The organism is Thalassotalea sp. SU-HH00458, assembly GCF_040362795.1.
GTDB lineage: Bacteria > Pseudomonadota > Gammaproteobacteria > Enterobacterales > Alteromonadaceae > Thalassotalea_H > Thalassotalea_H castellviae.
Window position 1 is genome coordinate 202,408 of the sequence record NZ_BAABWW010000006.1, and the last position, 16,267, is coordinate 218,674.

The 16,267-nt window shown below is 36.7% G+C and carries 13 protein-coding genes; 4 read left to right on the top strand and 9 right to left on the bottom strand.

What is annotated here, in order from left to right; all coding sequences use genetic code 11:
* Positions 1-127 precede the first annotated feature (127 nt).
* Positions 128-2,950: a transporter substrate-binding domain-containing protein gene (locus ABXH06_RS11170; protein ID WP_353518270.1), complete on the bottom strand. Its 2,823-nt coding sequence runs from the start codon at positions 2,948-2,950 to the stop codon at positions 128-130.
* 139 nt (positions 2,951-3,089) lie between these two features.
* Between ABXH06_RS11170 and cmoA the strand changes: the two genes are divergently transcribed.
* Both cmoA and cmoB read left to right on the top strand, forming a co-directional pair.
* Positions 3,090-3,824, top strand: a complete 735-nt coding sequence (cmoA, locus tag ABXH06_RS11175; RefSeq protein WP_353518271.1) for a carboxy-S-adenosyl-L-methionine synthase CmoA — start codon at positions 3,090-3,092, stop codon at positions 3,822-3,824.
* Between the two features lie 12 nt (positions 3,825-3,836).
* Positions 3,837-4,799 carry a tRNA 5-methoxyuridine(34)/uridine 5-oxyacetic acid(34) synthase CmoB gene (cmoB, locus tag ABXH06_RS11180; protein ID WP_311577034.1) on the top strand — a complete coding sequence of 321 codons (963 nt, stop codon included), beginning with the start codon at positions 3,837-3,839 and terminating at the stop codon, positions 4,797-4,799.
* A gap of 4 nt (positions 4,800-4,803) precedes the next feature.
* On the opposite strand, the gene ABXH06_RS11185 is transcribed toward cmoB, so the two are convergent.
* On the bottom strand, positions 4,804-5,598 hold the full coding sequence (locus tag ABXH06_RS11185) for a substrate-binding periplasmic protein (protein WP_353518272.1): 795 nt from the start codon (positions 5,596-5,598) through the stop codon (positions 4,804-4,806).
* 148 nt (positions 5,599-5,746) lie between these two features.
* Here ABXH06_RS11185 and ABXH06_RS11190 point away from each other — a divergent pair, with 148 nt between their 5' ends.
* Positions 5,747-7,093: an anti-phage deoxyguanosine triphosphatase gene (locus ABXH06_RS11190; protein WP_353518273.1), complete on the top strand. Its 1,347-nt coding sequence runs from the start codon at positions 5,747-5,749 to the stop codon at positions 7,091-7,093.
* A 74-nt stretch (positions 7,094-7,167) separates the two neighbouring features.
* A complete protein-coding gene (locus ABXH06_RS11195; RefSeq protein ID WP_353518274.1) occupies positions 7,168-8,241 on the top strand; it encodes a patatin-like phospholipase family protein in 1,074 nt (357 codons plus the stop codon).
* A 78-nt stretch (positions 8,242-8,319) separates the two neighbouring features.
* On the opposite strand, the gene ABXH06_RS11200 is transcribed toward ABXH06_RS11195, so the two are convergent.
* The 7 genes from ABXH06_RS11200 to ABXH06_RS11230 all read right to left on the bottom strand — a co-directional run bounded on the left by ABXH06_RS11200 (position 8,320) and on the right by ABXH06_RS11230 (position 16,259).
* Positions 8,320-8,694 (bottom strand): VOC family protein, encoded by a 375-nt coding sequence (locus ABXH06_RS11200; protein ID WP_311577045.1) that lies wholly within the window; start codon positions 8,692-8,694, stop codon positions 8,320-8,322.
* A gap of 60 nt (positions 8,695-8,754) precedes the next feature.
* Positions 8,755-10,587: a protein kinase domain-containing protein gene (locus tag ABXH06_RS11205; RefSeq protein WP_353518275.1), complete on the bottom strand. Its 1,833-nt coding sequence runs from the start codon at positions 10,585-10,587 to the stop codon at positions 8,755-8,757.
* Between the two features lie 178 nt (positions 10,588-10,765).
* Positions 10,766-12,148, bottom strand: coding sequence for an SLC13 family permease (locus tag ABXH06_RS11210; RefSeq protein ID WP_353518276.1), 1,383 nt, complete (start codon positions 12,146-12,148; stop codon positions 10,766-10,768).
* A gap of 1 nt (position 12,149) precedes the next feature.
* Positions 12,150-13,175 (bottom strand): beta-N-acetylhexosaminidase, encoded by a 1,026-nt coding sequence (gene nagZ, locus ABXH06_RS11215; RefSeq protein ID WP_353518277.1) that lies wholly within the window; start codon positions 13,173-13,175, stop codon positions 12,150-12,152.
* A gap of 129 nt (positions 13,176-13,304) precedes the next feature.
* Positions 13,305-13,928, bottom strand: coding sequence for a TetR family transcriptional repressor PsrA (gene psrA, locus ABXH06_RS11220; RefSeq protein WP_353518278.1), 624 nt, complete (start codon positions 13,926-13,928; stop codon positions 13,305-13,307).
* Between the two features lie 276 nt (positions 13,929-14,204).
* On the bottom strand, positions 14,205-15,170 hold the full coding sequence (locus tag ABXH06_RS11225) for a GGDEF domain-containing protein (protein WP_353518279.1): 966 nt from the start codon (positions 15,168-15,170) through the stop codon (positions 14,205-14,207).
* A 3-nt stretch (positions 15,171-15,173) separates the two neighbouring features.
* Complete coding sequence (locus ABXH06_RS11230) at positions 15,174-16,259, bottom strand: response regulator (RefSeq protein ID WP_311577061.1); 1,086 nt, start codon at positions 16,257-16,259, stop codon at positions 15,174-15,176.
* Positions 16,260-16,267 lie beyond the last annotated feature (8 nt).

Here is a 16,267-nt window from a genome sequence, read left to right on the forward strand (position 1 = left end):
TTTTCGCAGGTTTCTTTTAGGATAAAAATTTGCCGACATTATAAAGCAATCAAGATTAAAGTCACCAGTATTCAATGCGAGATGATAAAAAACCTATTTACAATGTGGAGTGCCACCAACAAACAGCTTATGAACTAAATGCAAAATGATTTTTACCCGTGGCTTTTACTTCATACATTAATCTATCGGCTTCTTTTAGTAAGTCGGTTTCAGATTTAGCATCGCCAGGATACATTGCAATTCCAATACTACACCCGATTTTGGCTTGGGCGATAGATAATTGAAAGGGCTTTTGCATCAGTTGTAGTACTTTTTCTGCAATAAAAGCAGCTTCATCTTTATTATGAAGTCCTGTGAGTAAGAGCACAAACTCATCACCACCAAAGCGAACCGTGGTATCAGATTTACGAACACACTGAGATAATCGGTCAGCCACTCGTATCAGTAATTCATCGCCAACATCGTGGCCATAGTTATCATTAATACCTTTGAAACCATCGAGATCAATAAACAATAATGCCATTTGTAATGACTGGCGTTGATGAAAGTTGATGGCGGTTTTAATTCTATCTTTTAATAAAACGCGATTTGCTAGCCCCGTCAATTCATCATGCGTTGCCATATGCTTCATTTTTTTCTCGAGGGATTTTCGTGTTTGAATTTCGACATAAAGACGTCTATTCCACACAACAATAACCACTATGATAGTAATAATAATAACCCCAATTTGCGCCGACAGTCTTAAAACCGTGTCTTTATCAAAGCCTGTTTCTAAATTAATGCCAAACCATTTTTCATAAATGACAAAACGCTCACTTTCAGAAATAGTTAATAATGCTTTATTAATAATACGGGTTAATTCAGGCCAATCTTTACGAATCGCAAAACTATTCTTATCAAGATTAAATTCATCAACCACCGACATATATAAAGTCATCAAACTTTCACGTCGAATCAGTTCAGAAGCTGAGGCTATGTTTTCGATTAACCCTTGAACTTCTCCTTGTTGAACTGCTTTTATACCCTCTTCGTGATCGTCTACTAATTTTAAAATAATGTTGGGGTGATCTTTTTGAATGACTTTCGAGACATGATAACCTTTAACGATCGCCAATTTTTTCCCATAAAAATCTTTTAATTTCAAACCACTTCTTTGTTGACGTTGATGAATAACAACCCAAGGCATATCCCAGTATGAGTCGGTAAATGATAGTACTTTTTTACGCTCTTCTGATTCATTAGCACTACCAAGTAAATCTACTTCTTTATTGATAACGCCTTGTAACATTTCGCTCCAACTGTCATAAAATTTAAAGGTGAAATTGATGCCAGTTTTCTGACTGATCAGTGCCAAAATATCAGCATTTATCCCTTCGGCTTTACCATTTTCATTAACAAACTCTACCGGTCGCCAACTTTTGTTAATCCCTACTTTTATGGTGTCTACTTCTGATAAAAAAGTTTTTTCATCTTTGGTTAATTCCACTTTTTTAGCGCTTTGCTTATAAAAACCTTCTTGTTTATTTGACAACCAATTTTCTTCCAGTTGAATTAATGCTGCTGTTGGTAGGAGATCAAAACCTTCCTTTATAATTTCGACAAGACGCGTGTTTTTATGTTGCGTTAAAGCAAAAATATTGGTTTTAAAAGGGCTAATAGGTAGCTTATAAAAAGCGAGTTGTAAATTTGCTTGTGTAAGCTGTTCGTGTGTGGTTTCAACTGCGCCAACAAATGCATCTATATCATTTTTATCAATGGCTTTTAACACATCTTTATAGTTTTTAAGAAACACCAGTTTTATGTCGGGATGATTTTTTGCAATCTGTGCTATGTAAGGTGCAGTCTTAAAAATACCTAATCGTTTGCCATTAAGTTGAGAAAGCTCAGAGATATTCGGTATATTATTTGAGATATAAACATTTGAAGGTACAGAATAAATTTGATGAGCGAGCGTTAAGTTATCACTAGAGAGTTTATTATTGGGGTAAGCAACATGGGCATCAATCTCTCCTGCTTTGATCAATTCAATTGCATCCGTCATTTTTTCAGGAATAAACTCTACCGCTAACCCTGTTTGTTCTGACCATAAACGCCAAATATCAATAAATAAACCTTGTGCCTTGCCATTAATAGACTCTCCCATGTAAGGAAGTAAATTAGGCGTATACGCAAGTAATACTTTATCGGTGCTTTTATTAAACCCTAACCATTTTTTCTCTAATATCGTTTTATCTTCTGGTGTTATTTTTGCTAATCCGTCCTCAATAAACTGGGCTAACACAGTATTATCTTTTTTAACCGCCGAAACATATTCATCTTGATTTAATAAAATTCTACGATAGGTTGGAAATTGCGTTAATAGTTCTTTTCGTTTTTGATAATTTCGAAATACTCGATCTAAAATACTAAATGCGGCTATTTCACCGTTTAATGCGCCATCAAATAATGCAAACCTACTTTTATATTCCCGGATCATAAAATCAGGGTTTAATTTTTTCAGGATTTCTATATGACTTGACCCAGCAACAACGCCAATGGTGAGCGGTATTAATTGTTGAAGTGTTTCAATATGTTCGTAATTACGGTGTAAATATATGTGGCTTTTTTGTTTAAAAAAAGTGTCGGTAAAAGTAAACACTTTTGCTCTATTGTCGGTTTTGGCCATGCCTGCGTGAATATCGGCTTCACCTTCACTCACAGAAGCTAATGTTTCAAGCCAACTCATTGGAACAAACTCAACGACTACATTCTGTTTGTTCGCCCATAGTTTCCAATAATCCACCATAATGCCATCAGCCTCACCTTGCTGATTTTGAAAATGAAATGGGAATGAAGTTTTATTGAACGCTATTTTAATAGGTTGTGGTATTTCTGCTTTGGTTTGAGCAAATACTTGGCAACAAAAGAATAAGGTATTAATAAATAAAAATTTAACTAACCAATATTTCAAGCCTTTCTCCTGTTTATGGGATTTATTTAACTGTCTTTAGCACTATTAGTATAGGCAAATAATATTTATCCATTTTATTGATCATTGTTTTTCAGTTAAAATACCAGCAATTAGCATTCCTACACAATGACTTTACGCTATGACTCGCTCAGAAACCGATTTAATTTTTTCAAACAAACAAAGTAAAGTGAAAGATTTTACTTTTGACGCACAAGTTGTAGAAGTTTTTCCTGATATGATTTCACGTTCAGTACCAGGCTACAATACTATTATAGAAACGATTGCTCAATTAAGTCAGCAATATGTCACTAATAATTCAAATATTTATGATTTAGGTTGTTCTTTAGGTGCTGCAACCTTAGCTATGCGAAAAGCCATTACAGCTCAAAATTGTCAAATAATAGGTGTCGATAACTCCACAGCCATGGTTGAACGTTGTAAAATGCATATTAATGCTTTTAAAGGAGAAACGCCTGCTGAAATTGTAGAAGGAAATATTGTCGATTACCCTATTCACAATGCTTCAATGGTTGTCTTGAATTTTACTTTACAATTTATTGAGCCTAACCTGCGCGAACAAGTCATCAATAATATTGCCAATGGCTTACTACCCGGTGGCGCATTGGTATTATCTGAAAAACTCTCTACTGACGATCAAACATGTCAAAATTTATTAACTGATTTACATCATAACTTTAAACGTGCCAACGGATACAGTGATTTAGAAATAGCTCAAAAGCGAACGGCTTTAGAAAAAGTTATGCTCACTGATACGGTTGATACTCAAATAACACGCTTGAAAAATGCCGGCTTTACTCACGTAACGCCTTGGTTTCAATGTTTTAACTTTTACTCTTTAGTCGCCATCAAATAAGTAGTTGTCTCAATGAATTTTAATACTTTTTATCAAGAAATCGCTCAAAACCGCTTATCTCATTGGTTAAACACCCTACCTGCTCAACTTACCCACTGGCAAAAACAAGAACTGCATGGTGAGTTTTTACAATGGCAAAAAACACTCGATGCATTACCTGAAACAAAGCCATCAAGCATCAATTTACAAGATGGTGTAATTGTCGGTGAAAAAAGCGACATTAAAGAGGGTGAATATAAACGTTTAGAAAACTTATTAAAAAAATTCAAACCTTGGCGCAAAGGTCCTTACCATATTCATGGCTTACATATTGATACCGAATGGCGATCTGATTTTAAGTGGGATCGACTCCTTCCTCATATCAGTTCATTGAAAAATAAATATGTATTAGACATAGGTTGTGGCAGTGGTTATCACTTATGGCGAATGCGAGGTGAAGGTGCAGAATTTGTCGTGGGAATTGATCCAACCCAGCTATTTTTTACTCAATTTAACGCCATCCAGCATTTTGTCAATGATAAACAAGTCCACCTATTACCTTTAGGTGTCGAACAATTACCCGAATTACATGCCTTTGACAGTGTATTTGCTATGGGCGTTTTATATCATCGACGTTCACCGATTGATTTTTTATATCAATTAAAGTCACAACTCGTAAAAGGTGGTGAATTAGTACTAGAAACATTAGTGGTTGATGGGGATGAAAATACTGTATTAGTGCCTGGCGAACGTTATGCGAAAATGCGTAATGTCTGGTTTCTACCAAGTTGTGATGCAATGTGTGCGTGGTTAGCTCGTTGTGGCTTTAGCAATATTCGGGTGGTCAATACAGATGTTACAGCCCTTGGCGAACAACGCAAAACAGACTGGATAGACACTGAATCTTTGGAAGACTTCCTTGATCCAGACGATCAATCAAAAACAATAGAAGGTTACCCAGCGCCAAAAAGAGCCATTTTCATTGCTAATAAATAACTTTTTAATTCAGGTAGTTATCTATTACCAACTGATAAGTACCGTTTTCTTTAATGGTTTCTATGCCTTTATCAAATGTTTCCTTTAACTCATTAGATTTAAAACCTACTGAATAAGGGCGTTCATTAAAAATATAATGCACGGTATATGGTTTATTAAAAAGCGGATTTTTTTGTGTTTTTACGAAATACTTAAATATATTAATATCAAGAATTATCACTTCCGTTCTACGTAAAAACAATAATTCAATTTGCTTCATTTGATCAGGCACTTCTCGGTAATCCATTGAGTAAGCGATGGTACCTTCATATTCGTCACCAAGAAATTTCTTAGCATTTTGAAATGCAATAATGCTTTTATCAGATAGTTCTGATATTTGCTCAATTTTAAAGTTATCTTCAGAAAGACTCACCGCGACATTTTGATAAATGATGTAAGGCTTTGAAATAAAAAGTGCAGGATGTTCATAGCTTGGCGGTAACGTTATGATGCCGTCGGCGTTCATGCGTCGAAAGCCAGTAAGATTTCGCCCCAGCGGCATTGCATTAAAGTTAACGTTATAGTTTTCGCTAGCAAACGCTTCTCTGATCAAATCGAGTTGCAAACCATGTTGTTGATCTTCAAGGATAAAAGGAGGCTTTGCTAAACCAGTGACAAGCTCTAGGGTCTGTTCGTCTACTATCGATTCTCGTGGAAAAATGTTTTTTTGTTCAACGGCTAGATCGGTATATTCTACAGCTTTACTTAACAATGGCGTAATAATAACTAAACAACAAATTATTTTATAAAAAGACCCCATTTACACCCTTGCTTTTCTATAACTTTCAACAATATATCGTTTGTGACTAACAATAAACTAAGTAAAATGTTAACGTGAAAGTTAAGAAACTATCTGTTACAACAATACAGAAGTTTAGCATGTATTTTAATAATATATTAGGCCTGCTATGAATAATATCTGGTTAACGAGACAATTTACTAAAGTGGCAACACGTCGACAAGATCACCGTAGCCCTTTTCAAAGAGACAGAGCAAGAATTCTTCACTCCGCCGCTTTTCGTCGACTGCAATCTAAAACACAAGTAATGGGCAGTGGTCAAAGTGACTTTTATCGAACTCGTCTGACACATTCATTAGAAGCAGCACAAATAGGATCAGGTATCAGTGCTCAACTAAGAGATAAATTTCCAGATCTCACGGCAACGTTATTTCCAGAAAATGACACCTTAATAGAAGCCATTTGTTTAGCTCATGACATAGGTCATCCGCCTTTTGGTCATGGTGGTGAAGTTGCCTTACATTATATGATGCGTGACTTTGGCGGCTTCGAAGGAAACGGACAAACTTTTCGGATAGTTTCCAAGTTAGAACCTTATAGTGAAAATTACGGGATGAATTTAGCTAGACGTACATTATTAGGACTAATGAAATACCCTCAAACCATTGATTGTTTATCATCATCAGATCAAGTCAAAACCTTATCATCGCATCGTCAATTAAAAGCAGCAGATTTCCATCCACCCAAGGGATTATTTTTAGACGATGAAGAGACTTTAAATTGGGTGCTTGCTCCATTGAACTTAGAAGATAAATCATTATTTCAGCAAACCACTCAACATAAAAATAAGCACAATAAAACGTTATTTAAATCACTCGATTGCTCCATCATGGAGCTCGCAGATGATATTGCTTATGGCATTCACGATCTAGAAGATGCCATCGTTACCGGCGTTGTTAACCAAAACGATTTTGAAAAGCATGTTGTTAAGCAACTGAAAGTACTTGATGATGAATGGTTACAGGAAATTAGTGAGACTTTAACTCAGCAATTATTTAGTCAACAACATCACTTGCAAAAAGAAGCAATTGGCGGATTAGTCAATTATTTGATCACGGAAATTGTGTTAGTTGATCTGAATGAAGCTGATAATATCAACTTTTCGGAGCCGCTTTTAAGGTACAATGCTCAACATCCTGATATTGCTAAAAAAGCATTACAAATATTTAAAGATTTTGTCCTTCAATTTGTTATTAAACAAACGGCAATTCAACAAATTGAATATCGTGGCCAACAAGTTGTCATGGAACTTTTCGAAGCACTAGCGTCGGATCCTGAAAGGTTACTACCGATAAATGCGAAAGCACGCTATTTACGAGCAAAAGCTGATGGCACGAATTGTCATCGGATCATTGCAGATTATGTTGCGGGAATGACAGACGATTACGCTACGAATTTATATCAAACTTTATTTGTGCCAAGTAATCAAAGTCATTACTCTTGGTCGAATTTATAATGTGTACGATTTAACCGTCGCCCAAAAAAGAAAATAAATAATAATCTTAAAAAAGTAGAGTTATAACATTAGTCATGCTTGATATTTATGCCGGAACCCACGCGCTAAAAACCATTCAGCAACAAGGTTTTAAACAAGAATTATTCACTTCAATGCTCGGCGCCAGCGGTGGACCTAAATGGTTTACCTTGTTTGGGCTAGATAAGTATATATTTGGCGAATTCTTTCAAGAACGAACAACTGAACTCAACTTAATAGGCTCATCGGCAGGTGCATTTCGTTTTGGTGCCCTAGCTCAAAAAGATCCGGTAGCTGCCATTACTCGCTTAGCTAAAATTTATAGTGAAACAGTTTATACTGAAAAAGCCGATGCGCTTGAAATTACCACCAAAGCTAAAACGTTATTAGACGCTGTTTATGGCAAGAATGGCATGGCAGAGATCATTAACAACCCTATTTTTAAGGCACATTTTATAGTTGCAAAATGCCAAGGATTAACAAGTTTTGACAGTAAGCCCTTACAGTTTTTAGGTTTATTGGGCAGCATTGTGTTAAATCGAATTGACCGAAATTTATTAAAACACCAATATCAACGTTATGTATATCATCATCCCAATAGTCGAGTAAAACTTACTGACCATTGTCAATTTGACACCTTTTATCAGCCTTTAACAGAACGGAACTTAAAAGCTGCTTTACTTGCATCGGGCTCAATTCCTATGGTGATGCAAGGGGTAAAAGATATTCCAAACTCATCAAAAGGAATGTACCGAGATGGCGGCATTATTGATTATCATTTTGATATTCAAATAGAAAATGCTGAGAATCAGAAGAGTGAGAATGAAGGTTTAATTTTATACCCCCACTTTAATGCGCAGCCAAAAGCTGGATGGTTTGATAAAAATTTAACTCGCAAAGTACAAGAAAATCACTATCAAAATGTTGTGATGATAGTGCCGTCTCAACAATTTATTGCGTCAATACCATTTGGCAAAATTCCGGATAGAAAAGACTTCACTGAAATGGATGCCACTACCCGTATCAAATATTGGCGCACGGTTTTAACTGAAACAGAACGTTTAGCTGAGCGTTTTGATGCTTTTTGCCAACAACCAGACCTCAGCCAACTAAAGCCTTTTCAGGCTTAACTTAAAGCAAAAGAATTAGCATAACTTTCGATTAAAGGTAAACGGGAATTACTCGATACCGTTTACCTCATTTTATTGCTAGGCTTTTTGATAAATAGCACAAACCGCGCCTGCAGGATCTTTTATCACCGCATATTTATCATCGCCCATTGATTTAATTTCAGTGACCATTTCACCGCCATTTGCCAAAACTTGGGCGACAGATTCAGTAACATTCTCAACTAAAAAATACGGCAACCACGCAGGAGGTAAATCAGCATTACAACCTTGTGCATGACAAATTCCACCCACGGCCTCTCCCGAGCTTGGCGACATAACCGTATGGTCATTATAATCTCCCATAGACACAGCTTCACTTTGCCAACCAATAACTTGTTGATAAAAGTCTTTTACTTGTTCAGCATTGTTAACTGAAAGATCTAACCAAGCCATTTCACCTATTTTGTCAGTCATATTTTTCTCCATGTGGCGATAATTGCATAAAAAGTTGCTGCTAATAATCAGTATAGTCGTTTATTTGCTTGTCTTGAGTTTAGGATTTGCCGGATAAAACTTCTCAGGCAATTTATTTATATGTTCAAAAAAACGGGTATCTTTATAAGGTAATTTCATAAAACCCGAAATCCCCTGACCATTGATAGTCGGTAAAAGTTGCAATATTTCAGCTAAACACTGCCTAAACTCTTGCTCTTTATCATGGTTTAACAACATTAAGTAACTGTGAATTTTTAAATGGGTTGGTAACACTTCAAAAATAATACAGCCGGTATGATGAATTGAGTTTAACCGCGTTAACACCGTCATAATTTCATCCGGTAAATATAAATATTCATCAGGGTCTTTACCGTCTTCAAAATAAGAGTGCAATTTGGTGATGTCGTCAACTTCTGGTACATCACTGATATCAAAGTGTATTTTTTGTCCCGGCGTAACTGAGAATGGTGCGTTTTCATCTTCACGCTCAACATGTAACGTATTACGAGCATTAAACAAACAACTTTTGAAAACACCCACGCGAAAAATACCTTGTGCGAGTCGGATCATATTATTTACAGCACTTTGAAAAGATGTTTTTAACGATTGATCAAACATGGTTAAATTCGAATCAATATAAACCCCTTCTTTTTCCCATCGAATCGCTAAGCCACCAACAACAGGGAAGTTACCTAAACGACTAACCGCAGCCACAAAAGCTTTTTCGGTATCTCCCATTCCCATTAAGTAGTTTTTGTAATATTTTTCTAACTGAGCATCATCAATATCAGATAACGAGTCGCTGTCGCTCTCTTCGCGTAAAAACGATTTTCGAGAGCCATAAACAACCGTATCTATTTCTTGTGTTGACGCTTTGATCCACACAGGTATTAAAGGTTTAATCTCAGGTGTCGTTGGTGTACTTGCTAACACTGTATTTTTTAGTAGCTTTAAATGATCAAAAAAGTAATCACCTGCTTGGTTTCTTTGTTGAGGATCATCACTGAGCATAGCTTCAATGATTTTAGCTAAAACTTTAGGTAACCCTAGGGAGCAAGGGGTTATTACATTGTGTCCGTAGCGGCATGATTGTCCTGAAGCCAAGGCGTATAAAGTGGCGGCTAATCCTTGCTCATCAAAACGAGGAGAGGATAAATTGCCATTGATTTGTTCCGGCCCGATAAAGTAAACATCGCCTAAGCGTGCATTAGAATTTTGTAAATCACTGCTCATCAAATCCATGACATTATTGGATGTGGTATTGCCGTGAATATCAAGTTGTGCCGTGACTGCAGAGCCCCAATCTACCAAGTAAATTTGCTGACTTTCCTCATGAAAAACCACATTCGACGGTTTTATATCACCGTGTACATACGGCTTACCATTTTGATGCAAAGAAGTATCGCGTAAATACACTAAAATATCAGCCAATTGCAAAGCTATATGAACAATTAACTCAGGAGGCAATGGCCCGTGTAAATGAGAATATTGCTCGAGGTTAATACCAGGTGCTCGCTCCATATGCACGATGGATTGACGTTTAATTTTATAATATTCGATGATTTTTGGAATTTTAGGGTGGGCTAATTGAGCTTGAATTTCCGCTTCTTCCGCAAGCCTATCTTGAACATGCTGAGGTAAATTAATACGAGAAAATTTAAATACTTGTGCTAAACCAGTGCTGTTTATCCCACCAAAAACAAAGCCAAAAGCTCCTTTACCGATAAGAGATATTTCTGAATAGCCTAATAGTTTCAACTGTTGCTGACATAAATCAACCCACTGTTTCAGTTTCGTGGCATCTTTATGGCTCAATAAATAAATTGATTGTTCTTCAGCAATGTAAAAATGTTGAAGTTTATGCTTGCCCACAACTAAACCTTTGCTTTTTTTTCATCGCGAATATTTTGTCATAAAAAGGTCATATAGCTTAGCTATGATGAACATGCTTAATTTATACTCGTTGTAAATAATATCTCTCCCCAGAGATTTTTTAGATGTAGTTTATGCCTTAGGGTTAACTTGTTAACACTAAGGCATTTTTTTATCTTTAAGATAATAATAATAAATAACAGCTGCCCGCCACGATACAAGAAACAATAAAGCTTAATATCGCGCCTTCTTTTACCATATCTTGAATAGTAATTTCACCTGTACCATACGCGATGGCATTCGGAGCCGTTGCCACAGGAAGCATGAAAGCACAACTTGCACACATAGCCGCAGGGATCATGAAAACACTAGGCTCGTAACCAGAAGCAACAGCTGCAACAGCTAAAATAGGCATCAATAACGTAGCGGTTGCGGTATTACTAGTAATTTCTGTTAAGTAAGTTACCACTAAACAGATAGTTAAAATCATTAAAATGGCTGGTAAGTTCGCTAAAGACGTTAACCAATCGCCTAAAATCGTACTAAGCCCAGACGCAACAAACCCTTTTGCAATTGCAATACCGCCAGCAAATAACAACAACATTCCCCATGGGATATCTTTCGCTGATTCCCAATCTAAGATCCTTGAACCTTTACCATTTGGGATCAAAAACATGATCACAACAGCCAAAAGAGCTACAGTACTATCGCCAGCTATCTCAACACCAAATAAACCACTCCAACCACCAAATGGTTCTCCACGGGTTACCCATGCTAAGGCCGTTAAACCAAACACCCAAAGCGTTCTACTTTCTTCTTTTCGCCAAGCGCCTAATTCAGGCAATTCAATTTTATGCTCTAAGGTTATATTGCGTGTTAGCCATAAAGCCATAATAGGTAAAACAATCAGCACTATTGGAATACCAATTTTCATCCAACTTACAAAGCCAAACTCTTGACCTGTATGCTCTTCATAAATCCCCATAAAAATAACATTTGGTGGTGTACCAATAGGAGTGCCTATCCCACCAACACTTGCCGCATAAGCAATACCTAAAATTAAAGCAACTTTTAACTGAGGGTTATTTACGTGCGTTAAAATGGCAAGCGCAATGGGTAGCATAATAAGCGTTGTTGCGGTATTAGAAATCCACATACTTAAAATGCCCGTTGCTAACATAAACCCTAACACTAAACGTTTTGCACTACTGACTCCAACAAGCTTAACCATATAGACAGCAAGCCGATGATGCGTGCCACTTTTTTCAATTGCTTTGGAGAGCATAAAAGCTCCCATTAACAAAAGGATAACGTGGCTACCTAAAGAGGAAGCGACGGTTTTATGATCAACGATGCCAAATAAAGGTAATAATGCAAAAGGCACCAGTGACGTTGCTGGAATAGGAATAGCTTCTGTTACCCACCATATAACTGTTAATAATGTAATAGCTGCTGCAATAGCCGGTTTATCTGCAAGCCCAAGTTGCAATAAAATAAAATAACTACACACAGCAATGAGAGGTGCTGCAACAATCATTAATGATTTATTAATTTTCAACATACTATTTTTCTCGCATCAATAATTGCTGATTACGTTGAGATAACTCTTGCCACATAGGTTGCTGCTGCATTGCCTGCCATGAGAAATCAGAAGTTTTTAACATCTGAGCAATTCTTTTTTCACTTGCCACATTATGGATTAATCGAGCATTATCAATAACATTTATCAAGGCCTGACGATTATTACATAATAACAACATGTCGCAGCCTGCCTCTTGTGCCGCTTCAGACCGTTCAACATAGCCTCCGATTGAACCCGCTGCCTCCATTGACAAGTCATCACTAAATATCACGCCGTTGAACTTGAGTTGATTACGTAGAATATCTTGTAACCATATACGCGAAAAACCGACTGATTTATTATCAACATCAGGGTAAATAACATGAGCTGGCATTAAAGCGTCAACATTGTTGGAGGCAATCAATTGTTGAAAAGGAATTAAGTCTTGGCAAGTGATCTCAGCTAAACTGCGATTATCTATCGGCAAATCGACATGCGAATCTGCTTGAACACTGCCATGACCAGGAAAATGTTTACCCGTAGCTTTCATGCCAACTGAATGCATTCCTTCAATGAACGATTGTGCTAATGGTGTGACTATTTCAGGTTGACGATGAAAACTACGTTGTCCAATGACTTCACTAATACCATTGATGTCGAGCACTGGTGCAAAACTAATATCAATACCAACGGCTTGAACTTCTAACGCCATTAGCGCGCCACTTTGTTTCGCAAATTGCTGTGCTTTTTTGATATCTTGTTCGGCATAATCAATTAACTTACCCATCGCAGGAATAGTAGAAAAGCCGTCACGAAATCGTTGTACTCTGCCTCCTTCGTGATCTACTGCAATTAATAAAGGCTTTTTGGCAGCCGTTCTAATATTTTGAACTAATTCAGTTAATTGCTCAGGAGATTGGAAGTTACGTGTAAATAAAATTAAGCCACCGATAAGAGGGTGACTCAGCAGTTCTTTATCTTCTTCAGTTAGTGACGTGCCAAGCACGTCCATCATGATAGGACCCATAAAAACGATTCATATTTTTTTGTTATTTTATAGGAAGTAACTCTACCCAATTAAGCTTAAATAACATAGTGATGATTGAATAATTTATCGTTTTAACTTTTTAAAGCCAAAAATGAGTTATAGCATGTATTAGTCTAAAGGAGCGCCAACTCCAGAAGCGACAAACGGGATCACTTTACGAATAACATCAGCAATATCAACATCTTGTTCGAAATCATTCTTGGCAATATCCATTAACGCATCACTTGATGACATGGTAAAAATAACCGTTCCCATGGTGAAATGTAATCGCCAAAAAATATCTTCCGCAGAAAGTTCGGGATAAGCGCGTTGAACTGCCGTCACAAAGTTAGTAATGACTTCTGGGTATTGCGTGGTTAAAAACCAGCGTAAAAAACCTTGGCTATCAGTATATCCACGACCAAGTAATTGTAAAAAATTACTCGTACCATTTTCTCTAAACACATTTAAAGATAATAAAGGTTCAATAAACGCCGAAAACACTTCATGTAATGTAGGTTTAGTATCTTGTTGGCAAATAACGAGTAAAGAGGCTTGTAAATTTGGAGATAGTTCGTTCATATAACGAGACATCACCGCTTTAATCAACTCTTTTTTAGAGCCAAAATGGTAATTAACGGCTGCTAAATTGACTTCCGCTAGACTGGTAATTTCACGTAATGATGTACCGTTAAAGCCTTTATCAGCGAACAAACTCTCAGCTGCATCCAGTATTTTATTTTTAGTGCTCATAGGTCATTACTGCCAGTTCATTTCTTGATTTATATTGACAGTTTAAACAAGCGTTTTAAATAACGCAACTAGGTTAAATCAACAATAAAAATTCAAGTAATACGAACCAAGGGTTTACAAGAAGAAGGTTTGAACGACACGAGCTGAGAAAAAACAAATGGCGTTTTAACAGATAATAAAACGCCATCATTGATTCATTTAAGGTTTTTGAGTGCATGAAAAGTGAAAATCTACCAACGCTTAACTGATTTAAGTTGTTTTTTGCTCTTTGCTAATTCAGCCCTGTTTAGGGTGTAATGAAACTTTATTTCGTCCGTTTTCTTTTGAACGATATAAAGCCGCATCAGCGCATTCAATCCAAGCTTCGTAATTATTGATACTTTCATCGATTTCTGCAACACCTAGACTAATCGTATATTTCAGATCAATATCATTATACTTGACCACTGAATTTTCAATTTCCCTTCTCAGTCTTTCAGCAAATACTTGCGCATTTTCTAGGGTAGTATCGGCGAGTAACACCGCAAACTCCTCGCCACCATAACGCCCAGATATATCGGTTTCTCTAACATGATGTCTAATTTTTTCTGAAATATGGCGAATGACTTCATCTCCAAGCACATGACCGTATGTATCATTTACATTTTTAAACTTATCAATATCGATCATGACTAAACAGCTTGGATTCGCACTACGTTGCCAGCGTTTAAATTCGCTTTTTAAACAACTTTCCCAATGCATGCGATTAAACAGTTGCGTTAAACCATCCGTTTGACTTAATACCTCTAATTCACTATTTGCCTGCTCTAAATCTTTTTTATGTGTGGCGTTATCAGTTACATCATAAACAATTAAACATAAATGGGTAACTTCACCCGTAGATGACATTAAAGGAATAAATGTTGTGTTCTGGTACATATAGTCAGCGGTACCTGTGATAGGCCGATAATTCTGAAATTTAAAAAGATATGGCCGCTGTTCCCATATAGTAAACGCTTTATTTTTTAGCATGAAAACAGATTCAGATTTTCTCACAAACCATTCTTTGGGAATTTCAGGAAACAGCTCAAACAACGCCTTACCTTTCACTTCTCTTGGAAGCAAGCCGCTATGATTTTCCATAAAGCCATTCCAAATTTGAATGTTATATTGCCGATCTAAAACAACTAACCCAACATCTATGGTGTGGAGCATTTCCATCAACCAATGCATTTCATTCATTTGTTCTGTTTCTAACGACATAAATTAATCCAGCAAATAAGCAATTTTATTATTTAACGTAATCATTGATGCTTCAGTAAACAGCAACAATAAATCACACTTTATTGGATAGTTTTCAATGTTATAACTGATCTCTATCGCTAAAGTTCTTTTCCATTTTGTCGAATTGGTCGCAATTAATTCAGAAATTTTCCGATGTTGGCCTAATACAACGGGGTGGCCTTGGCTAAACGTCATATCTAGCTGCTCTGATACCCCTTTCAAACATGCGCCAATCAGTAAGTTTGCCATATCCATTAACAATTCAAGTTCAGTACTTTCATCAACTTCATATTGATAATTCATTAAAGAAGCAACGTCTTTAAAACTAGAGTCGTTTAAAATTAACAAGGCTTCTCCTGAAATACCAGCACCGATAAAACCTTGGCATATTCCGGAAGTGCTTTCATGTTCTTCTACTGCGGACAATGCCATACTTAATTCACTGACTTCAATTAAGTTAACATTGGGAATAGGTAAAACAACAAAAACATCGAGCAACCTAGCGAGTAAATCCCCCGCTTGCCCCATAGCAACATTGGCAATTTCTTGATAACAATCTCTTAAGTCTGCATCAAGAACAACAAGCTCAGGCTCTGCTTCTCTTATGACTTCTGGCGCAACAACAGGCTCTGTCATTGGCGATAAGCTAACTTTTTCTTCTAAAACCGTATTTACCACAGGTTCAAAGGACATTTCTTCATCAGAAAAAATACCATAGGCTTTTAAAATATCCGTTAATTTATCCTTATTAACTGGCTTTTTGATAAAGTCTAAAGCCCCCATACTGGTGACTCGTTGATGAGCTTCAGGTTGAATATCACCCGAAATTACCACGACCATAGTAGGTAAATCTTCTTTAACAATCGCCTCTAATACTTGATAGCCATCCATTTCTGGCATATTTAAATCTAAAAGCAATACATCGCCTTTTCCTGCTTTAATCAACTCTATTGCTTCACGTCCATTTGTTGCAAAGCTAATATCAACATCCCATCCATCAGGTAGCGATCGAGCCACCTGTTTACGCGCCATATTCGAATCATCACAAATTAATAAAGGTGTTGACATAAACTCAC